The sequence below is a fragment of the Flavobacterium sp. genome (assembly GCF_031409475.1).
Classification (GTDB): domain Bacteria; phylum Bacteroidota; class Bacteroidia; order Flavobacteriales; family Flavobacteriaceae; genus Flavobacterium.
The window spans coordinates 56940-81998 of record NZ_JANNXH010000062.1; the positions used below are offsets into that span (position 1 = coordinate 56940).

The 25059-nt window shown below is 33.8% G+C and carries 19 protein-coding genes and 2 tRNA genes; 7 read left to right on the forward strand and 14 right to left on the reverse strand.

What is annotated here, in order from left to right; genetic code table 11:
* The first annotated feature begins 75 nt into the window (after positions 1–75).
* Positions 76–870, forward strand: coding sequence for a DUF2797 domain-containing protein (locus RMO53_RS11100; protein ID WP_310380582.1), 795 nt, complete (start codon positions 76–78; stop codon positions 868–870).
* Positions 871–892: 22 nt separating this feature from the next.
* On the opposite strand, the gene RMO53_RS11105 is transcribed toward RMO53_RS11100, so the two are convergent.
* Together RMO53_RS11105 and sppA are read right to left on the reverse strand one after the other, a co-directional pair.
* Positions 893–3463: an AsmA-like C-terminal region-containing protein gene (locus tag RMO53_RS11105; RefSeq protein WP_310380585.1), complete on the reverse strand. Its 2571-nt coding sequence runs from the start codon at positions 3461–3463 to the stop codon at positions 893–895.
* Positions 3464–3579: 116 nt separating this feature from the next.
* On the reverse strand, positions 3580–5343 hold the full coding sequence (gene sppA, locus RMO53_RS11110) for a signal peptide peptidase SppA (RefSeq protein WP_310380589.1): 1764 nt from the start codon (positions 5341–5343) through the stop codon (positions 3580–3582).
* Between the two features lie 299 nt (positions 5344–5642).
* Between sppA and folK the strand changes: the two genes are divergently transcribed.
* On the forward strand, positions 5643–6776 hold the full coding sequence (gene folK / locus RMO53_RS11115) for a 2-amino-4-hydroxy-6-hydroxymethyldihydropteridine diphosphokinase (RefSeq protein WP_310380592.1): 1134 nt from the start codon (positions 5643–5645) through the stop codon (positions 6774–6776).
* Positions 6777–6778: 2 nt separating this feature from the next.
* Here the strand turns inward: folK and RMO53_RS11120 are convergent, their stop codons facing one another.
* From RMO53_RS11120 to RMO53_RS11135, 4 genes are all read right to left on the reverse strand, one after another.
* Positions 6779–8965, reverse strand: a complete 2187-nt coding sequence (locus tag RMO53_RS11120) for a T9SS type B sorting domain-containing protein (protein ID WP_310380595.1) — start codon at positions 8963–8965, stop codon at positions 6779–6781.
* Between the two features lie 170 nt (positions 8966–9135).
* Complete coding sequence (locus RMO53_RS11125; RefSeq protein ID WP_310380598.1) at positions 9136–11181, reverse strand: T9SS type B sorting domain-containing protein; 2046 nt, start codon at positions 11179–11181, stop codon at positions 9136–9138.
* Between the two features lie 62 nt (positions 11182–11243).
* A complete protein-coding gene (locus RMO53_RS11130) occupies positions 11244–11780 on the reverse strand; it encodes an RNA methyltransferase (protein WP_310380601.1) in 537 nt (178 codons plus the stop codon).
* 68 nt (positions 11781–11848) lie between these two features.
* Positions 11849–12325, reverse strand: coding sequence for a DUF1573 domain-containing protein (locus RMO53_RS11135; protein ID WP_310380604.1), 477 nt, complete (start codon positions 12323–12325; stop codon positions 11849–11851).
* 192 nt (positions 12326–12517) lie between these two features.
* On the opposite strand from RMO53_RS11135, the gene mutS reads away from it, so the two are divergent.
* From mutS to RMO53_RS11150, 3 genes are all read left to right on the forward strand, one after another.
* Complete coding sequence (gene mutS, locus RMO53_RS11140) at positions 12518–15097, forward strand: DNA mismatch repair protein MutS (protein ID WP_409024832.1); 2580 nt, start codon at positions 12518–12520, stop codon at positions 15095–15097.
* A gap of 144 nt (positions 15098–15241) precedes the next feature.
* Positions 15242–15314 (forward strand) — tRNA-Gly (locus tag RMO53_RS11145).
* A 284-nt stretch (positions 15315–15598) separates the two neighbouring features.
* Positions 15599–15684: transfer RNA gene (locus RMO53_RS11150), tRNA-Leu, on the forward strand.
* Positions 15685–15897: 213 nt separating this feature from the next.
* Here the strand turns inward: RMO53_RS11150 and RMO53_RS11155 are convergent.
* Both RMO53_RS11155 and RMO53_RS11160 read right to left on the reverse strand, forming a co-directional pair.
* Positions 15898–16056 (reverse strand): hypothetical protein, encoded by a 159-nt coding sequence (locus RMO53_RS11155; protein WP_310380610.1) that lies wholly within the window; start codon positions 16054–16056, stop codon positions 15898–15900.
* A 250-nt stretch (positions 16057–16306) separates the two neighbouring features.
* Positions 16307–17533: a glycosyltransferase N-terminal domain-containing protein gene (locus RMO53_RS11160; protein ID WP_310380614.1), complete on the reverse strand. Its 1227-nt coding sequence runs from the start codon at positions 17531–17533 to the stop codon at positions 16307–16309.
* A gap of 184 nt (positions 17534–17717) precedes the next feature.
* Here RMO53_RS11160 and RMO53_RS11165 point away from each other — a divergent pair, with 184 nt between their 5' ends.
* Together RMO53_RS11165 and galE are read left to right on the forward strand one after the other, a co-directional pair.
* Positions 17718–18848, forward strand: a complete 1131-nt coding sequence (locus tag RMO53_RS11165; protein ID WP_310380617.1) for a DegT/DnrJ/EryC1/StrS family aminotransferase — start codon at positions 17718–17720, stop codon at positions 18846–18848.
* 49 nt (positions 18849–18897) lie between these two features.
* Positions 18898–19911 (forward strand): UDP-glucose 4-epimerase GalE, encoded by a 1014-nt coding sequence (gene galE / locus RMO53_RS11170; RefSeq protein ID WP_310380620.1) that lies wholly within the window; start codon positions 18898–18900, stop codon positions 19909–19911.
* Positions 19912–20134: 223 nt separating this feature from the next.
* Here galE and fabD read toward each other — a convergent pair whose 3' ends face one another.
* The 6 genes from fabD to RMO53_RS11200 all read right to left on the reverse strand — a co-directional run bounded on the left by fabD (position 20135) and on the right by RMO53_RS11200 (position 25056).
* Positions 20135–21007 carry an ACP S-malonyltransferase gene (fabD, locus tag RMO53_RS11175; RefSeq protein ID WP_310380623.1) on the reverse strand — a complete coding sequence of 291 codons (873 nt, stop codon included), beginning with the start codon at positions 21005–21007 and terminating at the stop codon, positions 20135–20137.
* A gap of 93 nt (positions 21008–21100) precedes the next feature.
* The gene (locus tag RMO53_RS11180; RefSeq protein ID WP_310380626.1) at positions 21101–21628 is read right to left on the reverse strand and encodes an NAD(P)H-dependent oxidoreductase; all 528 of its coding nucleotides are present in this window, start codon (positions 21626–21628) and stop codon (positions 21101–21103) included.
* Positions 21629–21803: 175 nt separating this feature from the next.
* Positions 21804–22520: a pirin family protein gene (locus RMO53_RS11185; protein ID WP_310380627.1), complete on the reverse strand. Its 717-nt coding sequence runs from the start codon at positions 22518–22520 to the stop codon at positions 21804–21806.
* 166 nt (positions 22521–22686) lie between these two features.
* Complete coding sequence (locus RMO53_RS11190; RefSeq protein WP_310380629.1) at positions 22687–23262, reverse strand: Crp/Fnr family transcriptional regulator; 576 nt, start codon at positions 23260–23262, stop codon at positions 22687–22689.
* A gap of 7 nt (positions 23263–23269) precedes the next feature.
* The gene (locus RMO53_RS11195) at positions 23270–23593 is read right to left on the reverse strand and encodes a DUF6370 family protein (protein WP_310380631.1); all 324 of its coding nucleotides are present in this window, start codon (positions 23591–23593) and stop codon (positions 23270–23272) included.
* A 278-nt stretch (positions 23594–23871) separates the two neighbouring features.
* Positions 23872–25056: a pyridoxal phosphate-dependent aminotransferase gene (locus RMO53_RS11200; protein WP_310380634.1), complete on the reverse strand. Its 1185-nt coding sequence runs from the start codon at positions 25054–25056 to the stop codon at positions 23872–23874.
* Positions 25057–25059 lie beyond the last annotated feature (3 nt).

Consider the following 25059-nt stretch of genomic DNA (forward strand, 5'->3'; position numbering starts at 1 on the left):
AGTGTTTTTTTTTAAAGTTTTGGAAATTTCTAATTTCTATTTCTTGAATCTAAAATCTAAAATCTAAAATCTATAATGACTTACGAAGGTGTTCTTACAAAAATGCAAACCGAGTTTGGAAATCCAATTCAATATTATCTGGTTTTTGAAGATAGTTTTTTGAACGTAAATCAATTGCTGAATAAAAATATTGAGATTAGTTTTTTGGGTTATCAATGTTTGAATTGTGGTAAGAAAAAGAAAATTTTTCGTCAAGGATTTTGTTACGATTGTTTTTATTCAAGTCCAGCCGTTGGAGATTGGATCATGAAACCTGAGCTAAGTACTGCGCATCTGGGTATTCAAGATAGAGATTTAGTTTATGAGCAAAAAGTGCAATTACAACCACACATTGTCTATTTAGCCTTGTCGAGTGAAGTAAAAGTGGGTGTGACTCGCAAAACTCAAGTGCCCACTCGATGGATGGATCAAGGCGCAACTCAAGCAATATCGATTGTTGAAGTTCCTAATCGTTATCTGGCAGGAATTACCGAAGTAGCCTTAAAAAAAATGTATGCCGATAAAACCAATTGGCAGAAAATGCTCAAAAACGAGGTACAGGCTGCAGATTTAATCAAAGAAAAAGCGAGTTTGAAATATATTATTCCAAAGGAAGTTCAAGAATTTTTCTATTCCGAAAAGGAAGATTTATACCTAATGCATTTTCCGGTTCTTGAATATCCAAAAAAAATCAACAGTTTAAATCTAGAAAAAACCCCCAATTTCATAGGAAGATTAAAAGGTATAAAAGGACAATATTTAATTTTTGAAGACGGAACGGTTTTTAATGTTCGCAGCTCCGAAGGATTGATAGTTAAAATAGATTTATAAAAAATTGCTGAAATTCTAAAAATTACTCTTTTTTCTTTTTCTTAAATAAACCATTAATCAAATCGGACGCTTTGGTTTTGATATCTTCTTTTTGAGCTCCTGTCTTTGTAGTATCGGTTGATTTTGTGTTTTTATTGATTAAATCTGTCAATGCTGATGAACCTTTTTTTACCAATTTGTCTTTTTGTTGATTTGCTAGTTGTGTAGTCAAATTTGTAACCGCACTTTTCATATCAGTAGCAATTTTTGGACTACTAAAATTTCCGGTCATCAATGCGTTAATTGGAATATTATCTAATTTTTCAGCATCGGCAGGTGATAATTTTGCCAGTAAAGCATTTGCCTCAGATCCAAGATATTTTGCTGGGACATCAAACTTTACATTATAGTTCATGTTTTGGTCAAAACCATGAGTTCCAACAATGGTGGCTTTTATGTCTTGGTATTTTATATCAAAAGGTTTTATATTTACTTTGCCATCTTTAAACGAAAGTGCCGCTTTTACATCATTTAAATTCAATTTTTTTAAATCTAAAAATTTTAAGTTTGAAGTTAAAGCAGTTAGCAAAGTTGAGTTGCTTGAATTTACGGTTGTGGATAACATTTGTCCTAATAAATCTCCAGTTATGGATTTTAAATCAGGTGTCATTTCATTAGAATCTAAGTTTCCGTTAAGTTTAATTTTCGAGTTTAATTTACCATTAATTATTCCTGCAATTGGAGCTATTTTTTTTAGCATTTCAAGTTGGGTAAATGATTGCGCAATATCAACTTGATTTAAATCTAAATTCATATCAAAAGTTGGGGTTTTACTTTTTGTAGAGACAAAACCATTAACTCCAATATTTCCACCAAAAACGGAGGTTTTTACGTTTTCTAATGTTACTTTTTCGTCTTTTATAATTAGTTTTCCAGAAACATCTTTCAATGTTAAATTATCATACAAAACCGTTTTTGCTTTGGCAGTGAAGGAACAATTTAAAAAGGCTGGAATTTTCATTGCCTCCGTTTTTTTAGTTTCACTGCTCGTTGCAGTTGACATAAAATCATTTACGGCTAATTGATTGGAGTTCATATTAAAATTTCCTTTCAGTTCTTGATTCCGGAACATAAATCCGTAGAAATTTTCTAAAATTCCAGTTACATTAATGTCACTTTTTCCAGTAGTTGCATTAAATTGTTTTAGATTAATTTGACTTGGATTAAATTGTACCAAAGCATTGCTGATTTTCATCGATTTGCCATTTTCATCGGTATAGTTAAAACCAAAAAGACTCATTGTTCCTGCATTATTGATGTTTTGATACTGGCTTTTTTCTACAGATTGCATGTCAAATTTGGTAGAAACATCGGCTTTTAAAATTCCAGATAATGGTTTGTCTAGTTTTATGGGATACGCTTTTGAAAGGTTTCCTAGATTTATTGTTCCTTTCAAAGCGGCATCAACTAATGCGTTTTGCGATATGTTTTTAACATTGGCTTTGGCATTAAAAATATCTTGATCTATAGAAAAAGATAATTTATCAAGATTGATATAAGTGTCGTTTAGCACGCCAGTTTCATTGATTATTTTCGTGTCTATAACAATATTTTGGACTGATTTTGGTAAATTTGGATATTGAAATGAGGCATTATTAGAAGCTATTGCAATGTTGAATTTAGGCACTGACTGATCAGAATACAAACCTTTGGCAAAACCAACAACAGTGAAATCGCCAGTGGTTTTCACATTGTCTAAACTCGATGAATACGCTGCGGGAATTAGACCTAGAAAATTTTTAAAGGAGGATGTTGGGGTTTTAAATTTCAAATCATAGTTTTGACCTGCATCGACCATTTGAATAAAACCATCAAATTCTAAGGGCAATTGATTGATTAAAGCTTTATTTTCTTTAAAAGTGTATTTGCTTTTCTCTAAATCAATGCCTAGTACCGCATCAAGAGTCAATTTTACATTTTTCATATAATTGACTTTATCCATTTCCAGCGATACATTTGCTGTAGATTTAGTGTCTAAATCTAATATTGAATTGGTAAAATCTCCAGTTCCTTTGTGATTTAAACTGTCAATTACCATTTTTATTTGGGAACTTTCGTCAAAATAGTTGAACTTAAAATTTTCTAATTTATAATCCTGAATTTTTAGTGCCAATGGGTTGCTTTTAGTATTGTCATTGGGGTTTTTATCTTTCAAAGCGATGTCATAATTCCCAATTCCGTCTTTGTTGAAGAGAATGTTTATAAACCCATTTCTAGAAGTTATTCCTTGAATTTCCATGGTTTGGTCTTTGCTTTTGAATAATTCTTTGAGAGACATTTTTAAATTCAATTCGCCTATTGAGACCAATGTATCGCCTTCAAATGGAGCTTTGTTGATAATGACAAGTTTGTCTAATGTGATTGTTGCGTTCGGAAAATTTTTAAAGAGACTCAAATCAGCTTCAGAAAAACTGACTTTTGCATTTACTTTTTCGTTGATGACTTGGGTTATTTTGGCATTTATTTCATCTTTAAAAAAATAGGGAACGGCAAATAAAGCTATTGCTAATAAGACCATTACAATTCCTGCAATTTTTAATATTTTCTTTAACATGATTTTTTTATTTTTAAATGGAAAACAAAAATGGTGCCTGATTAACAAAAGTAAAAAAAAATCCGTTTAAGAATTAAACTCAGACGGATTTGATTTTGTATAAAATTTAAAAAAAGCTATTGAATATTGATTTCAAATGGCATAATGGCCTGAACTCCTTTTTGAGAATATATTTTTTTTAATTGTTTTAGGATTTTATAATTTTCATTCCCGATTTCTTCTTTTATAAAAGTTTCTTTTGTTTGAGCAAATGGGAAACCCGATTTTTGAAAATAATCCATGAAATTCTTTTCATACTCAGGATAATTTACGGTAGAATATTTTTTTATTTTTACCAGACCTGAAGCATATTTTAAGGCAGCATCCATTCCTCCAATTTCGTCTACAAGTCCCAGTTTTAAAGCTTCGGAACCAGTCCAAACACGACCTTGAGCAATTGCATCAACTTTTTCAAAAGTCATTTTTCTGCCTTTGGCAACATGCATAACAAAGGTTTTGTAAATTTGCTCTACACTTTCTTGGCTAAAATTTCTGAACTTTTCATCAAGTGGTACAAAAGGACTATAATCTGAAGCGTTTTCATGAGTTCTAATTTGTTCGGTATGCAACCCATTTCTGGTGGCTATTTCAGTTAAATTTGGTAATATTCCAAAAACTCCAATTGACCCTGTAATCGTATTTTTCTCAGCAAAAATTCTGTTTGCATTACAAGCAATATAGTAACCTCCAGAAGCAGCATAATTTCCCATCGAAACAACTACGGGTTTTACTTTTTTAGTCAATTCAATTTCTCTCCAAATCAAATCCGATGTTAATGCGTTTCCGCCTGGACTATTAATTCGCAACACTATTGCTTTCACTTCTTCGTCTTTTCTGGCTTCTTGAAGGGAACGTCTCATTGATCCTTCGCCAATAATTGTAAGATCACCTTCGCCACTTTGAATTTCTCCTTGGGCATATATTATGGCAATTTTGTCATTTGAACTATCACTTTCGGATGTTGTTGCAACTTTATCTGAATAATCTAATATCGAAATTTTGTTGTAATCTTCGTCTTTATCAACCTTTAATGCTTTTTTGATATCGTCATGATAGAGGTCCTCATAAGCAATTTTGTCTATCAGTTTTTCGGTTTTTGCCATTTCAGGAGTTCGGGCGAGCAGTCCATTTGCGACTTCATTTAATCGTGCGATTGAAATATTTCGGCTTTTAGAAATATCAGAAATAACGGAATTCCAGATCGAATTTAGCATCGAAGTGGTTTGTTCTCTATTCGCTTCACTCATTTTATTTTCAAGAAAGGGTTCTACGGCACTTTTGTATTTACCGTGGCGAATCACTTCCATTTTGATTCCTGTTTTATCTTGAAAATCTTTGAAAAACATAATTTCAGTCGATAATCCTCTGAAATCTAATTCTCCTATTGGATTGATATACAAAGTGTTGGCAACGGAGTTTAAATAATACTCTTTTTGAGAATATGAATTTGAAAATGCCATGATGAATTTTCCCGACATTTTAAAATCTTCCAATGCATCTCGTAATGCTTTGGTTTGAGCAATTCCTAAAGAAGATACATTATTTAAAATAGAAATTCCTTTAATATCATCATCTGTTTTTGCAGCTTTGATTCCGTTTATAACATCAATCAATCCATCATGATTCGATTCGTAACGATCAAAATCTTTATAGAAAATTTTTCCACCATAATCTTCGGATACTTGAGATAAATCTAGCTCGATAACCGAATTATTTTCGGTAGAAACAGCCACAGAATCAGTGCTGAAAATAGCGCCAATAAGTAGTATTCCAAAAAACAGCATCATAAAGAAAACAAACATTCCTATAATTGTTGCCAATACATTTCCTAAAAATCTCATAATTACATTTTGTATATAAGTAGTAAAAAAAGGTGAAGTGTTACAAATCTATTCGTTAAAACATTCAAAATATAGTTATCAACACGCAGTGCAAATATACTTTTATTCTAAAAATATTTTAGTTTATTTGTGGTCAAGTATATGTTTCAAAATAAACACTACATTTTGACTCGTACTTTTGCTCTTTTTCTGTGTTAAAAATTATTTTAATAGCGGTACTATTAAAATAATTTTTGCCTTGAAAAAAAACAAAATAACTTCGCAAAATTTGCAGGGTTTATTTCAAAACAGATACTAATATGGAATCACAACATCAAGTCATTTTATCAATAGGAAGTAATCTAGGCAATCGTCTGGAAAACATTGTCAGTTGTATACAAATGATTCATCAAGAGATTGGAACAGTTATCAAAATATCTAGATTATACGCAACACCAGCTTGGGGTTTTGATAGCGCGGAGTTCTATAATTGTGCTTTGGTTTTACATACTTTTGGCACAGCCCAAAAAATATTAACCCAAATAGTAAGTATTGAAACCCAACTGGGGCGAATCCGCAATAATGATAATGAGTATCATTCCCGAATTATAGATATTGATTTAATCGCTTTTGACGAAGCTGTTTTAAATACAAAGGAACTTATCATTCCGCATCCATTGATGCAAAACAGGAAGTTTGTTTTAGTCCCAATTCAAGATTTAAATTTAGACTGGAAACACCCCGTTTTTCATAAAAATATCTCAGAATTACTAGAAGAAACTACGGACGAATCCACTTGTGATATTGTGCAGACTCTAGAAAATCCATTGGATAAAATTTCATTGGATAAATATAATTATGTAGCCATTGAAGGAAATATTGGCGCTGGAAAAACAACGTTGGCAGCAAAAATAGCCGAAGATTTTAATGCAAAAACGGTCTTAGAACGCTTTGCTGATAATCCTTTTTTACCAAAATTTTATGAAGATCAAAACCGCTATGCTTTTCCATTAGAAATGTCGTTTTTGGCCGATAGATACAAGCAATTGTCTGATGATTTGGCCCAGTTTGACTTATTTAAAGATTTTATAATTGCCGATTATCATATTTTTAAATCTTTGATTTTTGCAAAAGTGACCTTGCAAGAAGATGAATACAGGTTGTATAAAACACTTTTTGATATTATTTACAAAGAAATGCCAAAACCAGATTTGTATATTTATTTATATCAAAATACCGATCGATTGCTTCAAAACATTAAGAAAAGAGGTAGGAGTTACGAACAAAAAATTGCAGCTTCTTATTTAGATAAAATCAATAAAGGGTATCTCGATTATATCAAATCTCAAGTAGATTTAAATGTATTAGTAATTGATGTTTCGGATCGTGATTTTGTAAAAAACCAGAAAGATTACCTTTATATTTTGGGTGAAATTAAAAATAAAATCCGCTAAAATTATCGTTTTAGGGAAAAATGCCCTCTAATTTCTGGGCTTGTTTTATCAATTTTAAAAACAAACCAATAATCTGTGGCAGGTAATTCATTTCCATCGAGTTTACCATTCCATCCCAGACTTGTTGCATAAAGTTGTTTTAATATTTTGCCATAACGATCAAAAATGATTACTTCGGCATCAGGATAATTTAACAATCCTTTAATTTCCCAATAATCATTATAGTTGTCTTCATTTGGAGTAAAAAATTTGGGAATAATAATCACAACAAATTGTTGGCTTGCGGAACTGCATGATTTAGTATCGCGAACAATTGCTGTGTGTAAACCACTAGGCGCATTTGTGAAAATAGAAGAGCTTTGAAAATAACTTCCATCAATAGAATATTCGTAAAAATTTGCGGGATTTGTTAGATTGATTGTAACGGTGTTTTCATCTACAAGTACATTTTTAATTATAGGTATTGGGCGTTCAATTACTGTAATATTTTGAATTAAGGTACAGCTTTCCGGTGCAGGTTTTGTCACTGCAACGTTATAGAAGCCCGGAATTAGGGTCTTAATAGTTGTTGTTTTTTCTCCCGTGGACCACAAATAATCAATTCCATTTAGCGTACTCGAAAGTGTTACTTCTTCTGCTTTGCACTTTATGATTTCTAGATCTTCAAATACAGGTAAATCATAAACAACTACTTCTACTGGAATTCTTGCTCCAGTGGTACAATAGTCATTTACGGCTTCTATGTAGAGCGTGGTACTCGAACTAAAAAACCGTGTCAGACTTGTGCCAACTGCAAATAGTGAACTACCCGTTGGTTCGCTATACCAATAAATTGTACCTTCAGTAGTAGCAGCGGAAAGTGTCAAAAAACCTTCTCCGCATAAAGAAAATTTTGAGTTTGGAGTTGTTATTACAGGTATATTTAATATGGTTGCAACGACAGGAGTTCTTGTTGATGACTTTGCACAAAAAGGATATTTTGTTTCGATATAATAAGTTGTTGTACTAGATATTGTAGGAGTTATAAAAATTTCACAGGTTCCAAGAACTATACCTCCGGTTTCTTGATCGTACCATTGTATAATTCCTAAATTTGATTTTGCTCCTAATCCAATTGTACCAGTTCCACATCTTGAATTTTCGGTAATTTCGGTAATTTGTGGAATAGTCAATACAGTACTTGTAGCAATTTGAATCAAAGGATCTCCGGGCATTCCACCATATTCAACAATATAACCCACTGGTTTATGCGGTGCTTTGGTAGAACCTAAATTATTTAAATCATTCCATGTGCCTCTTGTTCCTATTCCAGGAACTGTTATATGAGCATAATCTTCATCAAAACCATCAGTATCTCTGAGGTTGTTTGGTTCATAAATTGGGATTCCATCGTACCAATATTTTGTAGACCTATTCCAATTTGCATAAATAAGATTTGCGCCTGTAGATCTCGGTTTTGATATAAAAAATCCAGCTATAGGTGTAGATTCGAGATTAGAAAAAAAAGCTAATCCTTTCTCTGGACCAGTCATCCATTTCCATCTCCCTTCGAGTTCAACGTCAGAGCCACCAATCCATCCTTCTCCATCTAATTGTTCAGCAGCGAGTTGTTGTTCGTCAGGTGATAAAATAGTTACTAAATAGCCTTTTATTCCAAAATAAGTTCTTGCTTCTGCAGCAACTACTGCAAGATCCCACGGAATTTCATTTTTTGGAACAAATTCATAATAATGTTTATTCGAGGGCAAATATCCAAGCTTGTCTAAACTTATTGAAAAAGAACGATTTCCTGTAGGTTTTAAGGATATGTTGGTGTATTCTACATCTTTTATAGCATTTATAAATTCTATATAAGGCACTTGATTTCCGGGAGTTGAACTAGAAAGTATAAGCAATCCTCTATTTTGATTCCAATTTGATATAATAGTTGGATGTGCGCCAGAAAGAGATAATAAATCTTGAGCGATATTATATCCTGTGGAAATTTGTATAAAAACTGAGTCAATACTGCTGTCGTCAGCATCCATAATACTGACATCAGTAACTATTTTAATACTGGTTTGTGGGCAATATATTTGATCACCTGTCGCATTAATTATGGGTATTGAATTAGAAGTTTTTTTAGAAAGAATTAAAGATGATGCTTTGCTTTTGTCCAAATTAATTATAGAGTCAAGATTTTGAATCATTTGATTAATTGGGGCACTGGCGGATGCTATTTTTAAATTAAAAAAGAATAGCAATATGAAAATTTTAAAAAGCACATAATTTTTCATGCTTAAAAGTAAGCTTCTAATTTTTTATTTTTTATAATACCTTTAATATTAACATATTATTATAAAAAATATCAAAAATAAAATTATCGTTTTAGCGAAAAATGACCACTAAATTCTTGGCTATTTTTATCAATTTTATATACATACCAATAATCTGTGGCAGATAATTCTTTTCCATCGAGTTTACCATTCCATCCCGGACTTGTTGCGAATAGTTGCTTTAAAAAATTTCCATAGCGGTCGAAAATAGTTACTTGTGATTCTGGATAATAAACTAAGCCTTTTATATGCCATAAATCATTATACGAATCATTATTTGGAGTAAAAAATTTGGGGACAACAAGAATAATAAGAGTCTGACTATCAATGCTACAAAGGTTTATTTCCCTGACATAAGCTACATTTAGACCTGACGAAAGATTATTAAATACATTTGAATTTTGATAGTTAATTCCATCTGTAGAATATTCAAAATAAGATTCTTCTTTTTTTAAATAAATCACAGCAGTAGTTTCATTAACTTCTATTCGATTTATCTCAGGTATGTTGTGTTCTACAACCGTTATTTTTTTTGTGCTGGTACAATTTTCTGGGGATAAACTAGTAATTTCAACGGTATATATTCCGGGTGTTGCAACAGTTATTTTTTGTGATTTTTCTCCGGTTGACCACGTGTAGGATTGGTTAGGAAGTAAAGCGTCTAAAGTTACCGTACTCAATTTACATAAAATAATCTCTTGATCCACAACAATAGGATAAGTGTAAACCAGAGCATCAATGGGAAACCGTATTCCGTTGCTGCAACCATTGTTAAAAGCTTCTGCATAATAAGTAGTGCTTGTTGTTATAATTGGGGTTGTAAAATTTGTTCCAGTTGCTTCAATGTTTCCGCCAGTTGCAGTTTTGTACCAATTTACAGTGCCAGTACTAGAATTTGCTTGAAGCGTTACAGTTCCAGAACCGCATCTGGAAACGGGACTATTTGTTGAAGCTATAATTGGTATTGTATTTATTGTTGCAATAATCGATGTACGACTTAAACCGCATCCTGAATCTACAAAATAGGTAGTTGTAGCATTTAGAAAAGGAGTTGCAAAATTATCTCCGGTATTTAACAAAACACCTCCGGCTGCGGAATCATACCAGTTTACAATGCCAACTGAAGAATTTGCTGAAAGTGATAAAACCCCAGAATCGCATCTTTCTGCTGCTGTTGTCGCTGTTATTTGAGCAATTGTAATTTTAGTACTTGTCGAAATTTGTAATATAGGATCTCCAGGCATTCCACCATATTCTACGATATAGCCTTTAGGTTGATAATTTCCAGATAAATCCCCGTTTAATTGTAGATCATTCCACGCGCCAGGCATGCCAACTCCCGGAGCTGTTATGTGTGCATAATTTTCATTTCCAAAATTGTTGGGTTCGTTTAAATTCCAAAAAGCAAAATTAGGGGTTGAACCTCCAACAGCTCCATTCCAAAAAACAGTGCCGTTTTCTGGACCTGTAACCCACTTCCATTCGCCCTCATTTGCAGCATCACTTCCACCAATCCATCCCGCACCTGATGCTTGTGCACCAGCTATTTGTGCTTCTTCCATAGAAGTAATGGTAACTAAATAACCCGAAATTCCAAAATAGGTGCTCATTTCGGCAGCGATTTTTGCGGCAGTCCAAGAAATGCCCACATTAGAAATAAATTGATAATAATGTCCAGTCAATGGGAGATAATTAGCCTGACCAATACTTATGGAGAATTGTCGTATGCCAGTTGCAGAAACCGAAAAATTATTAAATCGAACATCTTTTATAGCATTTACAAAGTCAGAATATGTTACTTTAATTCCAGTAGGACTATACAATTTTAGTTTTCCAGCACTAATATCCCAACTCGAAGTAATTGTAGGATGTGAACCATTTAAAATTAATATATCTTGCCCATTTACGTATCCCGAAGAAATTTGAATATATATAGCATCAACACTGGGTTCTAATGGATCGTTTGTTATAGAAATAGATTCAACAATTGGCATTGCTAATCCAGGGCAATAAACTTGATTTCCAGTTGCAATAATAACTGGTGGATCAATTGCATAGCTGCTTTTTGGAATGAAATAAAATAGCAACATAACTATTTTAAATAAAAAATTAATTTTCATTTCATAAAAGTACCAAATTTAAACTAAAGTCTTTATTTAGTATAATTCAATTTTTGAAACAAATCCCAAACCACAATTCCTACACTGACAGAAATATTCAAGGAATGTTTGGTTCCTAATTGCGGAATTTCGATAGAGCCATCACAAATTGCTACAGCTTCTTGAGATACACCAAAAACTTCATTTCCAAAAATTAAAGCATATTTTTGGGAGGTATGAACTTCGAAATTTTGCAATAAGGTAGCGTTTTCAACTTGTTCAATAGCTAATGTAATAACGCCTTCTTTTTTTAGATTTTTAATGACTTCTAGAACATTTTTATGATGTTCCCAAGCAACAGTTTCTGTAGCACCAAGAGCCGTTTTGTGAATCTCTTTATTTGGTGGAGTTGCAGTAATGCCGCACAAGTATATTTTTTCTATCAAAAAAGCATCAGCTGTTCTAAACACCGAACCAATGTTGTGCAAACTTCTAATGTCGTCTAAAACTATAATTAGGGGTGTTTTTTCAGAGTTTTTAAAAGCGTCAATCGATTTACGTTCTAATTCACAATTCTCTATTTTTCTCATTTTAATTTGAGCTAGTTCAAAAAAAAAGCTTCCTAAAAAATGGAAGCTTTTTTTGTTTGTTTTAAAATTTAGCTTTTTGGAGCATCTGCCGCAAGTACTGTGCCTTTTATCGTTAGTACTTTTGTAGGAACACCTTCTGCGTTAGAGGTTATAGTTACTGTTTTTGTAAATGGTTGACCAGCTCTTGTAGTATCGTATTTTACACCAATAACTCCTTTTGCGCCAGGTGCAATAGGTTCTTTTGAATACGTAGGAACAGTACATCCGCAAGAACCAGCTGCATTTGTAATTATTAAAGGCTTAGTTCCATTATTAGTAAAAACAAATTCTCTTTTACCGTCAGAGTTTGCAGCAATTGTCCCGTAATCAATAGTTTCAGAAACAAAAACCATTCCAGCACCTTCTACTTTAGAAGCTACGATTGCAGCAACTTTTGTAGTTTTTACTGGTGCTTTTTTTATTGTTTTTTTAATTTTAGCAGTTTCTTGTGCATTTGAAAAAGTAAATGCTAACAGTGCTATTGAAAGTGTAATTATTTTTTTCATTTTTAATTGTTTTTATTATTTAGCAACAAATTTATATAAATTTTTTTGACATCGATATAAATTTGTCTTAAAAATATTTTTAAGACAAATCAGAGTTCATTATTCGCTTTAAAATATATAAATTCGCTACCTAGTAAATTTAAACAATAAATTTTGCCATCTCAAGAAAAAGCAATCAAAGAAACACCGTTAATGAAACAATATAACGAGATCAAAAGGAAATATCCTGATGCTTGTTTATTGTTTAGAGTGGGTGATTTTTACGAAACATTTGGTGAAGATGCAGTTCGGGCTTCAAAAATTCTTGGGATAACGTTGACAAAAAGAGGTGCGGGTTCCGAAACTGAAACAGCTTTGGCTGGTTTCCCACATCATTCAATCAATACGTACTTGCCCAAATTGGTTAAAGCTGGACTTCGAGTGGCAATTTGTGACCAACTCGAAGATCCAAAAATGACCAAAACCATTGTGAAACGTGGCGTAACTGAATTGGTGACTCCTGGTGTTTCTATGAACGATGAGGTTTTGCAGTCTAAAACTAATAATTTTTTGGCTGCCATTTATTTTGCCAATAAATCCATAGGAATTTCTTTTTTGGATGTTTCCACCGGCGAATTCCTAACCGCTCAAGGCAATGCAGAGTATATTGATAAGTTATTGCAAAATTTTAATCCAAGTGAGGTTTTAATTCCAAAGCATAGTAAAAATGATTTCCGAGAAACATTTGGAGAAGATTTTCATTGTTTTTATCTCGAAGATTGGATTTATAAAGAAGATTATGCATTCGAAATTTTGACCAAACATTTTCAAACCGTTTCTCTTAAAGGCTTTGGAATCGAAGAATTAAAAGAAGGAATTATTGCTTCGGGAGCCATTTTGTATTATTTATCAGAAACGCAGCACAATAGAGTGCAACACATCACGTCCATTCAACGCATTGCCGAAGACGCATACGTTTGGATGGATCGATTCACGATTCGGAATCTCGAATTGTATCACAGTTATAATCCCAATGCCGTTACATTGCTCGATGTCATTGATCAAACGCTTTCGCCAATGGGTGGAAGATTATTAAAACGTTGGTTGGCTTTGCCTTTGAAAGATGCCAACAAAATACAAAGCCGTCACCAAGTAGTTGCTTATTTGAAAGAAAATCAGAATGTTTTGCAGCATATTCAAAAGCAAATCAAACAAATTTCGGATTTGGAGCGTTTGATATCTAAAATCGCCACCGGAAAAGTATCGCCGCGTGAAGTGGTTTATCTCGCAGCATCTTTAGACGCTATTATTCCAATAAAAACATTGGCTCTCGAAAGTCCGCAAGAAGCCGTGAAAATCATTGGCGACAGCCTGAACAGTTGCGATTTATTGCGAGAAAAAATCAAATCCGTTTTAAATCAAGATGCTCCTGTGGCTGTTGCCAAAGGAAATGTGATTGCCAAAGGAATTAACGAAGAACTTGATGATTTGCGAGCTATATCAACATCTGGCAAAGAATTTTTAGAAGGAATAGAAAAACGAGAATCACAGTCAACTGGAATATCATCCTTGAAAATTTCGTTCAATAACGTTTTTGGCTATTATATCGAAGTTCGGAATATGCACAAAGATAAAGTCCCAACCGAATGGATTCGAAAACAAACCTTGGTCAATGCGGAACGCTACATTACAGAGGAATTAAAAGAATATGAAACCAAAATTCTTGGTGCCGAAGAAAAAATACATAAAATAGAAGTCGAATTATTCGAACAATTAGTGGCTTGGATTGCGACTTATATCAAACCCGTTCAAATGAACGCTAATTTGGTGGCACAACTGGATTGTTTGTGCTCTTTCACCCAATTGGCAATCGAGAATAAATACGTTTGTCCAGAATTTGATGAATCATTCGAATTAGAAATTAAAAACGGAAGGCATCCTGTAATCGAAAAGCAATTGCCTGTTGGAACGCCTTACATTGCTAATGATGTTTTCTTAGATCGAGAAACCCAGCAGTTGATAATGATAACAGGTCCAAATATGTCTGGAAAATCGGCTATTTTGCGTCAAACCGCCTTGATTGTGCTCTTGGCTCAAATGGGTAGTTTTGTGCCTGCAGACAGCGTGAGAATGGGAGTTATCGACAAAATATTTACCAGAGTAGGCGCAAGTGATAATATTTCGATGGGAGAATCTACCTTTATGGTCGAAATGAACGAAACAGCTTCAATTCTGAACAATATTTCCGATAGAAGTTTAATACTATTAGACGAAATAGGGAGAGGAACCAGTACGTATGATGGAATTTCTATTGCTTGGGCAATTGCAGAGTTTTTACACGAACATCCTTCGAAACCCAAAACATTATTTGCCACTCATTACCACGAGTTGAATGAAATGAGTGAATCCTTGCCTCGAATTCAGAATTATAATGTTTCGGTAAAAGAATTAAAAGATACCGTACTTTTTATTCGGAAATTGGTAAAAGGAGGAAGCGCTCATAGTTTTGGAATTCACGTAGCTAAAATGGCGGGAATGCCACAAATCGTGATTTTGAAAGCTCAAAAATTGTTGAAAAAACTAGAGAAAAGCTCCCGAGAATTCGGGGCTAGTGAAGCGTTAAATGGAATTAAATCAATAAAGGATGAAATGCAAATGAGTTTCTTTAATCTCGATGATCCTTTATTGGTAGAGATTAAAGACGAGATTTTAAGCCTTGACATCAACACGATAACACCGATGGAAGCCTTGATGAAACTCAATGAAATCAAGAGAATGTTGATAAAAAAATAGTTTCAATGGTTTTAAAGTTTAGGTTATCAGAAGCTTAGCTTTAGTCTGTACATTTTTTATAAAAAACGCTTGTGTAATTGAATTAATGTATTAAATTTGCATCCGCAATACGATTAAGTATTGAGTTCTTTTTATATTGAAAACGCGAAAATAGCTCAGTTGGTAGAGCGCGACCTTGCCAAGGTCGAGGTCGCGGGTTCGAGCCCCGTTTTTCGCTCAAAATCATACTGCTTGAATGAATGTGGATTTAATTTTTTTTAAATTAGATATAACATTTAAAAGTATAATGAGAACGCTCAGATGGTGCTGTATTTAATTAATTTTTTCTAAAAATTAGGTATAACATTTAAAAGTAAAATGAGAACGCTCGGTTGGTGCTGTATTTAATTAATTTTTCTAAAAATTAGATATAATATTTAAAAGTATAATGAGAACGCTCGGATGGTGCTGTATTTAATTAATTTTTTCTAAAAATTAGATATAACATCAAAAAAGCAAATCGCTCGGATGGTGAAATTGGTAGACACGCTGGACTTAAAATCCAGTGAACAGCAATGTTCGTGCGGGTTCAAGTCCCGCTCTGAGTACTTAGTTGAACCGCAAAGAATTAAATTTTAATTCTTTGCGGTTTTTTTGTCAAAAAAAAATATAAAAAACAAAAAGGCCATACAATTATTGATCAGTATGGCTTTTTGTGTTTTTAATAAAGTAAATTAATTTCATCAGTAAATTACGATTTTATAAAATACAAAAAAAAGCCACGCAATGCGTAGCTTTATTTTTTTTGATGTAATTTAAAATTACTCAGCAACAGCAGCAGCAGTGTCAGCAACAACAGCAGCAGTGTCAACAGCAACAGCAGTAGTATCAGCTACAACTTCTTCAGCAGCAGCTTCTTTTTTACATGATACAACAGTTAAAACAGCTACAACGGCTAAACTTAAAAATACTTTTTTCATCTTACTTAATATAAAAGGTTAATTATTAATTCTTGGCAAAGATATAAATTTTTTAATAGGAAAATATTTTTTTTATTTTTTTTTGAAAATAATATTCAATTATAACGCTCTTTTCAAGCTGTGTTATTAATTATTCGTTGTAAACTTGTTATTTAGGATGCTTTTTTTGAATAATTATTATTTAACATTAAATTTATTAAGCAATTACAGGCTTAAATTAACGATGCGAATGGATCTTAAATAGATTTTATTAAATGCAATTCAATATAATTGCAGTTGCACCTTTATTCATTTGTACAAAGGTGCTACAAATAGGTCCTTTTTCACTACGAATGAATTCATTAAAAACTAAATTTGAAATAGCCTCATTCAGTTCTTCTTGATTAGAAATCGAAATGCAGCCTTTGAGATTGACTAATGCGGTAGCTTCGGCAAAATGGCTGTAATTTGGGCCAATAATTATAGGTACGCCAAAAGTGGCGGGTTCTAACATGTTATGAACGCCAGGATTCCCAAAACCACCACCAACATAAGCAATATCAGCATAGCTATATATTTTTGTCAAAATCCCAATGGTGTCAATAATAAAAACATCGAAATCAGCTAGGTTTTTAGTGTCTTTTTCCGAAAATAAAACTACTTTTTTAGTAATAGAATTTTTCAATTCTAGAATTTGCAATGCTTTAATATTATGTGGTGCGATTACAAATTTTATTTTCTTAGTATTAGAATTAATAAAATTCACCAATAAACTTTCGTCTTTTGGCCATGAACTCCCAATGACAACGGTTAAAGTTTCGTTTTTGAATTTCGATATAAAATCCAAAGTATTATCTTTCTCTAAAATGGCAGCAACTCTGTCAAAACGAGTATCTCCAGAAACAGTTACATTAGTTTTTCCTAATAGTTGTAATAATTTCTTAGAACTTTCATTTTGTACAAAAAAGTAAGTAAAATTATCCAATGCTTTTCTGTAAAATCCGCCATACCATTTAAAAAATAGTTGATTTTTTCTAAAAATTCCCGAAATCAAATAGGTTGGTGTGTTCCTTTTTTGAAGTTCACTCAAATAATTCAGCCAAAATTCATATTTAATAAAGAAAACAAGCTCCGGATGAACTAATGCTAGAAACTCTCGAGCATTTTTTTTAGTATCCAAAGGCAAATAAACGGTAACATCAGCAACAGCATTTTTTTTTCGTACTTCATAACCCGAAGGCGAGAAAAAAGTGAGTACAATTTTGTGAGAAGGATACTTTTCTTTTATTTTTTCAATCACAGGTAATCCTTGTTCATATTCACCCAATGACGCAGCATGAAACCAGATTGTTTTATCCGAAGGCTGTATTTTATGTTCTAAAGTAGCAAAAACATTTTTTCTGCCATCTATAAATAGTTTAATTTTTGGACTAAAAAGTGCTGTGATTTTCAACAGAAAACCAGCAATTTCGATTGTTAAATTATAAAGAAAATGCATATCAAAAAATTTCTGTGGCTAAAATACGTTTTCTTTTAAATTATTTATTTAATCCTTCTTTTAAAATTCTTATTTTTGTTGTGACTTTAAAACGAGATTTTATTTTCGTAGATTGAGAACTTGTTTTTTTAAGTAAATTGATTAAAACTTTAAATGAGATTGCTTCGTGCCTCGCAATGACAATATGAAAAAAATCCAAATGGTTGACCTAAAAAGTCAATACGAAAAAATAAAAGATACCGTAAATACTTCTATCCAAGAAGTTTTGGATGCTAATGCCTACATCAACGGTCCACAAGTACATACTTTTCAGAAATCTTTAGAAAAATATCTCGATGTAAAACATGTAATTCCGTGTGCTAACGGAACCGATGCCTTGCAAATCGCCATGATGGGACTGGATTTAAAACCAGGTGATGAGGTTATCACTGCCGATTTTACTTTCGCAGCAACTGTCGAAGTAATTGCTTTATTGCAACTTACACCCGTTTTAGTCGATGTGGATTTGTACAATATGAATATTTCTATCGAAGCGATTAAGAAAGCGATTACACCAAAAACCAAAGCTATTGTGCCGGTACATTTATTTGGTCGTGCTGCCAATTTGGAAGCCATTATGGCTATTGCAAAGGAGCATAATTTGTATGTAATCGAAGATAATGCGCAAGCTATTGGTGCCAATTGTAAGTTTTCGGATGGAACCAAAAAGAAAGCGGGAACGATTGGTCATGTGGCTTCAACGTCGTTTTTTCCATCCAAAAATTTAGGCTGTTATGGTGATGGCGGAGCGATTTTTACTAATGACGATGCTTTGGCTCACAAACTTCGAGGCATTGTAAATCATGGCATGTATGAGCGGTATCATCATGATGTTGTAGGTGTAAATTCACGTTTAGACAGTATACAAGCTGCGGTTTTGAATGCTAAATTACCATTTTTAGATCAATACGGAAAAGCACGTCAAGATGCAGCCAGAAAATATTCCGCGGCTTTTGAAGGACATAAAAACATTGTTGCGCCAATGATTTGTGATATGTGCGACTGCCATGTTTTTCATCAATACACACTCCGAATTATCGATGCAGACCGCGATGGATTGATGCAACATTTACTCGAAAAAGGAATTCCTTGTGCAATTTATTATCCAATTCCGTTGCATTCGCAAAAAGCATATTTAGATGCAAGATATAAAGAAGACCATTTTCCAGTAACAAATCAATTGGTCAAAGAAGTGATTTCATTGCCCATGCACACCGAGTTAGACAACGAACAAATTAAATTTATAACAGATTCGGTTTTAGAATATTTAAAATAATATCGTAGAGACGTTGCAGCGCAACGTCTCTATTTTTTAATACATTAACATGAAAATAGCAGTAACTGGAGGATTAGGTTTTATTGGTTCTCACACCGTTGTCGAATTGCAAAACGAAGGTTTTGAAGTTGTAATAATTGACAATCTTTCTAATTCATCCGAAGCAGTTTTAAAAGGAATTGTTGCTATTACAGGCAAAACACCCATTTTCGAAAAAATGGACTTGCGCGAAAAAGCAGCTGTTCATAATTTTTTCAAGAAGCACAATGATGTTGCTGGTGTGATTCATTTTGCAGCTTCAAAAGCTGTTGGTGAAAGTGTTGGCAATCCGTTATTGTATTACGAAAACAACATCAATACGCTGGTTTATATCTTGCAAGAATTAAAGGATTTGCCACAAGCAAACTTTATTTTTAGTTCTTCTTGCACCGTTTACGGTCAAGCCGAAGTGATGCCAATTACCGAAAACGCTTCTATTCAACCGGCAATGTCACCTTATGGAAATACCAAACAAATAGGAGAAGAAATAATAATTGATGTAGCCAAAGCAACAAATATCAAAGCCATTTTATTGCGTTATTTTAATCCAATTGGCGCACATCCATCAGCAGAAATTGGCGAATTGCCTATTGGCGTTCCGCAAAATTTAGTGCCATTTATTACACAAACGGGTTTTGGTATTCGCCAAGAATTAGCCGTTTATGGCGATGATTACCCAACGCCAGACGGAACATGTATTCGCGATTATATTCACGTAGTAGATTTGGCGAAAGCCCACGTAATTGCCTTGCAACGCTTATTAAATAAGCAAAATTTAGACAAAGTAGAAACTTTCAATTTAGGCACAGGTACAGGAAGTTCCGTGCTAGAAGTGATTCATAGTTTTGAGAAAGTAAGTGGTCAAAAATTACCCTATAAAATTGTACCACGACGCGAAGGTGATGTTATAGAAGCTTACGCCAATACCGAAAAAGCAAACACTATTCTGGGCTGGAAAACAGTTTTTTCACTCGATGAAGCGATGGCTAGTGCTTGGAAATGGGAACAGAAGATTAGGAACTGATCTTTTTAGTGTTTTATTTATAGTTAGAGTTTTCAATCGCAATTTGACATTCCGACAAAGGAGGAATCTCATAAATATAACTCCCAAATTATCGAAATTATAGTTTGGGATTTTTTGGTTTTAGACTTAAAAAAACCCTCACAAACAATAAGTTTATGAGGATTAAATTTTAGATTGCTTCGTGCCTCGTAATGACTGAAAACTGCTCCCGAAGTAACCTGAATTAAGCGTTCGCCGTCTCCGCTTCTCTGTCAATTTTTCCAATCAAACCAGCCAATACTTTTCCTGGACCAACTTCGGTAAAACTAGTTGCTCCATCTTTTATCATTTGTTGTACAGATTGCGTCCAACGAACTGGAGCTGTGAGTTGTATGATTAAGTTTTTCTTGATTTCGTTTGCGTCAGAAACTGCACTTGCGGTAACATTTTGATACACAGGACAAATTGGAGTCGAGAATGTAGTTTCTTCAATGGCTGCGGCCAATTCTTCTCTTGCTGGTTCCATCATTGGGGAGTGAAATGCGCCACCAACAGGAAGCATCAAAGCGCGTTTTGCACCTGCTTCTTTCATGGCTTCACAAGCTTTTTCGACTGCCGAAAATTCACCAGAAATAACCAATTGACCCGGACAATTATAATTGGCAGCCACTACAATTCCGTCAATCGAAGCGCAAACTTGCTCTACCACTTCATCAGCTAATCCAAGTACTGCCGCCATTGTCGAAGGTTTGATTTCGCAGGCTTTTTGCATTGCCAAAGCGCGTTTTGAAACCAATCGTAAGCCATCTTCAAATGACAAAGTACCATTTGCAACTAATGCCGAAAATTCGCCTAACGAATGTCCAGCAACCATTTCGGGTTTAAAATTTTCTAATGTTTTAGCTAATATTACCGAATGTAAGAAAACTGCGGGTTGGGTAACTTTGGTTTCTTTCAATTCTTCGGCAGTTCCTTCAAACATGATGTCAGTGATCCGGAAACCTAATATTTCATTGGCTTTTTCGAATAAATCTTTGGCTAAAGCCGAATTTTCATATAACTCTTTGCCCATTCCTGTAAACTGTGCGCCTTGACCTGGAAATACGTATGCTTTCATTTTATGCTGAATTTATTTCAGCATCTCATCAATACTGAATGGTTATTTGTTTTTGTAAATTTATTCTAAACTTTAACAAAAATAACATTTTTATTATAATTCAATTGAATTTACAATTTCTAGCAACTGACTTTTCAAATCAGCATTTACAATTCCTTTTTCAACATCAAAATTATCATTGAAACTCGGTAACGAAAAACTTCCCTTTACTACTGCGCCTTGAAACGGAAATCTATTTTTAGCAATTTCTAAAACTGTATTTCCTCCTCTTGGGCCAGGCGAAGTTGCCAATAAAAGCATTGGTTTTTCTTGAAATGTTTTGGAATTAATTCGAGAAGTCCAATCTAAAACATTTTTGAATGCGCTAGAATAAGCTCCATTATGTTCTGCAAACGAAATTATTACAAAATCAGCGCCTCCAATTTTAGTATAAAAAGCATGTGCTAGTTCGGGAATTCCGTTTTTTTTTTCTTTATCAACAGAGTATAGCGGCATTTCATAATCGTTCAAATCCAGCATTTCAACAGTAGCATTTTCGAATAAATTTGCCGTATAAGTTGCTAGTTTTTTATTGATAGAGTTTTTGCTTGACGAAGCGCCAAAAGCGATAATTTTTTTCATAATAGTTTTTTTGTTTTTTTTTGATTCTAATGTCATTAAGATAAGTCTTTTGTCATTCTGACGTGGGAAGAATCTTTGTGATTACTCATTCTTGTTAAGATTCCTCCTGCGTCAAAATGACAAAAGCAGGGGAATTATCCCTCATTAAATGTATCGATCTTGAGTTGTCAAATGGTTAATAATTCATGGGGATTTCCATCAATAAAAACTTCGCATCAGTTGAAGCAGCTATTTCTAAAGTTTCAAAATCAATAATTCCAAAACCATCCCGAGTTTCTAATTCTTGACCATCAACAGTTAGAGTGCCTGAAATTACAAAAACATACATGCCGTTTCCAGCTTTCTTTACTTCGTAGGTTTTAGAAAATCCTTTATCGAAATCAGCCAAATGAAACCACGCATCTTGATGGATCCAAACTCCAGCATCATCAGCATTTGGCGAAAGAATTTGAGCAAAATTATTTTTTTGTTCCGATTTGTCTAATGTGATTTGTTGGTATCTTGGTGCTACATTTCTAACTTTTGGAAACAACCAAATTTGGAATAATTTGGTTTGTTGATTAGCATTCGGATTGAATTCGCTATGTCTAATCCCTTTTCCGGCACTCATAACCTGAACATCGCCAGTTTTTATGGTTTCGGAATTTCCCATACTGTCTTTGTGAGCCAAATCTCCTTCCAGCGGAATAGTAATAATTTCCATATTATCGTGTCCGTGTTCGCCAAAACCCATTCCTGCAGCAACGGTATCATCATTCAAAACCCGAAGCGCACCAAACTGAACTCGCTCTGGATTGTACCAACTCGCAAAACTGAAACTGTGATAAGCATTTAACCAGCCGTGATCTGCGTGACCACGAGTGTTTGCTTTGTGTAAAAGGGTGTTTTTCATGAGGTATAAATTTAGTAATTATTACGACACAAATTTACAGCGTGTTTGCGAGGTAAGCTCTTAATGTAGATTAAGAAAATAGTGTTCAGTGATTTAGTATTCAGTAATATAGTACTTTACAAAAAATATAACTGTTCACTATAAAACAGACTCTTATTAGGACTGATTACTTTCTCAAAAGTTTACTTTTCATTTTACTGAAGAATTCTGGCGTTACACCAATATAGGAAGCGATGTGTTTTTGAGGAACTTTTTGAATTAATGTTGGGTATTTATTGCAAAATTTTTCAAAGCGTTCTTCGGCAGATAAACTTAAGTTATCCATTAATCTCTCTTGGTTGGCGACCAACGAATTTTCGGTTAGAATTCTGAAAAAACGTTCTAGTTTAGGGATTTGCTTATAGAGTAATTCTTGGTTTTCTTTGGAAAGCAAAACCACTTCGGCATCTTCTAAAACTTCTATAAAAAGATTTCCTGGTTTTTGTGAAAGAAAGCTATACATATCGCCAATCCACCAACCTTGGCAAGCAAAACTCAAAACATGCTCTACGATATTATCGTTGATATTGAAACTTCGTAACAACCCTGAATTTACAAAATAGGAATATTTGCAAACTTCACCAGCGCTTAGAAGTATTGTTTTTGCTTTGTAATTTTTAATTTCGATTTTAGACAAAAATAGTAATTCTTCTTCAGGAGAAAGGGTTACTATTTTAGAAATATTTGAAAGTATTTGAGCCAATTTGAGGCTATTTTTTTAGAGGAAGTAATTTAAAATAAGTCACTACAAAAGTATTGTCTTTTACTTCGCCAACAACTTCTGCGGTTTTAATAGTTTCGCAAAATCCATCTTTTGCATGTGCATCACCATGATCATCAATTTTAGTTCCTACTACAAAATAGGATTTTCCTTCAATGCGAACCGCAAGGTCGCATCCTTTTTTGTCTGTCATTCCAAATTGGCATTGCCCGCATGAAACTTCAACAATTTGAGTTTTTTGTGGTGTTGTTTTGTCTTGTGCATTAACGAATAATGCTAAAAATAAGAATGCAATTGATAGTAGTTTTTTCATCTTCTTAAGTTTTTTACTAAAGTACAACTATTTTTTTTCTTGACGCGTGTTTTTATGTGTCGCGTTTGCGTGAGGGATTGCTTCGCCAGTTCGCTTCGCTCGTGTGAAGTGGAAATCCTTGTTATTGTGAGATTGCAACGCAAGCTCGCAATGACAAGATTGCAACGGATAGCCCGACCAGTCATTGCGAGGCACGAAGCAAACTGGTCACGCCAAAAAAAAGTTTCAAATTTAAAATCACTTTTAAACTTGAAACCTTAAACTTGAAACTTTTTTAATTAAGCTACTGCATCTTTGATTCTGCGCAAAGCTTCTGTCAATAATTCTTCGCTTGTGGCATATGAAAAACGAATGCAATCTGGGTTTCCAAAGGCATCACCTGTTACTGTGGCAACATTTGCTTCGCCCAAAAGGTACATCGAAAAATCATTGGCATCTTTGATAAAAGTACCTCTTAATGTTTTTCCAAAGAAAGATGAAACGTCTGGAAACACATAAAATGCGCCTTCGGGAACGTTGATTTTGATACCTGGAATGGCTTTTAATAATCCAACTACTAAATCTCTACGGCTGTGAAACGCATCGACCATGTGTTTTAAAACACTTGGATCAGCATCGACCGCTGTGATTGTGGCACGTTGCGCAACACTATTTGCACCACTTGTAACTTGACCTTGAATTTTGGTACAGGCTTTTGCAATAAATTCTGGTGCGCCAATATATCCAATTCTCCATCCTGTCATGGCAAAAGCTTTGGCAACACCATTTACAGTAATGGTTCTTTCGAGCATTCCTGGAATAGAACCAATGCTACAAAAAGTTCCTGAAAAATTGATGTGTTCGTAGATTTCGTCAGCGACAACGTATATGTTGGGGTGTTTTTCTAATACTTTGGCAAGAGCCGTTAATTCTTCACGATTATACACAGAACCACTGGGGTTACAAGGCGAGCTGAACCACATCATTTTTGTTTTTGGTGTAATCGCTGCTTCTAATTGTTCGGGTGTGATTTTGAAATCAGTGTCGACAGATGTAGGAACTTCTACGGGAACACCACCGGATAATTTTACAATTTCGAAATAGGAAACCCAATATGGAGCAGGCAAAATCACTTCGTCGCCGTCGTTTAACATCACTTGAGCAATGTTATACAACGATTGTTTTGCTCCTGTTGAAACTACAATTTGCGATGGTTTGTACTCTAAATTATTATCTCTTTTGAATTTTCTGCAAATGGCTTCTTTTAATTCAGCATACCCTTCAACTGGAGAATAGGTACTGTAATTTTCGTCGATGGCACGTTTTGCCGCTTCTTTGATGAAGTCTGGTGTATTAAAGTCTGGTTCGCCCAAACTTAAACTAATGATGTCTTTTCCTTGTGATTTTAATTCTCTTGCCAATGCTGCCATTGCCAAGGTTTGTGAAGTTGATAAGTTGTTTATTCTGTCTGAAAGCGGATTCATATA

Coding starts and splice junctions, on each gene's coding strand:
- fabD (WP_310380623.1), bottom strand. CDS start 21,007: ATGAAAGCATACGTATTTCCAGGTCAAGGCGCACAGTTTACAGGAATG.
- RMO53_RS11185 (WP_310380627.1), bottom strand. CDS start 22,520: ATGAAAAACACCCTTTTACACAAAGCAAACACTCGTGGTCACGCAGAT.
- RMO53_RS11120 (WP_310380595.1), bottom strand. CDS start 8,965: ATGATTCAAAATCTTGACTCTATAATTAATTTGGACAAAAGCAAAGCA.
- galE (WP_310380620.1), top strand. CDS start 18,898: ATGAAAATAGCAGTAACTGGAGGATTAGGTTTTATTGGTTCTCACACC.
- RMO53_RS11200 (WP_310380634.1), bottom strand. CDS start 25,056: ATGAATCCGCTTTCAGACAGAATAAACAACTTATCAACTTCACAAACC.
- RMO53_RS11135 (WP_310380604.1), bottom strand. CDS start 12,325: ATGAAAAAAATAATTACACTTTCAATAGCACTGTTAGCATTTACTTTT.
- mutS (WP_409024832.1), top strand. CDS start 12,518: ATGAAACAATATAACGAGATCAAAAGGAAATATCCTGATGCTTGTTTA.
- RMO53_RS11100 (WP_310380582.1), top strand. CDS start 76: ATGACTTACGAAGGTGTTCTTACAAAAATGCAAACCGAGTTTGGAAAT.
- RMO53_RS11180 (WP_310380626.1), bottom strand. CDS start 21,628: ATGAAAAAAATTATCGCTTTTGGCGCTTCGTCAAGCAAAAACTCTATC.
- RMO53_RS11165 (WP_310380617.1), top strand. CDS start 17,718: ATGAAAAAAATCCAAATGGTTGACCTAAAAAGTCAATACGAAAAAATA.
- sppA (WP_310380589.1), bottom strand. CDS start 5,343: ATGAGATTTTTAGGAAATGTATTGGCAACAATTATAGGAATGTTTGTT.
- RMO53_RS11130 (WP_310380601.1), bottom strand. CDS start 11,780: ATGAGAAAAATAGAGAATTGTGAATTAGAACGTAAATCGATTGACGCT.
- RMO53_RS11125 (WP_310380598.1), bottom strand. CDS start 11,181: ATGTTGCTATTTTATTTCATTCCAAAAAGCAGCTATGCAATTGATCCA.
- RMO53_RS11155 (WP_310380610.1), bottom strand. CDS start 16,056: ATGAAAAAAGTATTTTTAAGTTTAGCCGTTGTAGCTGTTTTAACTGTT.
- RMO53_RS11195 (WP_310380631.1), bottom strand. CDS start 23,593: ATGAAAAAACTACTATCAATTGCATTCTTATTTTTAGCATTATTCGTT.
- RMO53_RS11160 (WP_310380614.1), bottom strand. CDS start 17,533: ATGCATTTTCTTTATAATTTAACAATCGAAATTGCTGGTTTTCTGTTG.
- folK (WP_310380592.1), top strand. CDS start 5,643: ATGGAATCACAACATCAAGTCATTTTATCAATAGGAAGTAATCTAGGC.
- RMO53_RS11105 (WP_310380585.1), bottom strand. CDS start 3,463: ATGTTAAAGAAAATATTAAAAATTGCAGGAATTGTAATGGTCTTATTA.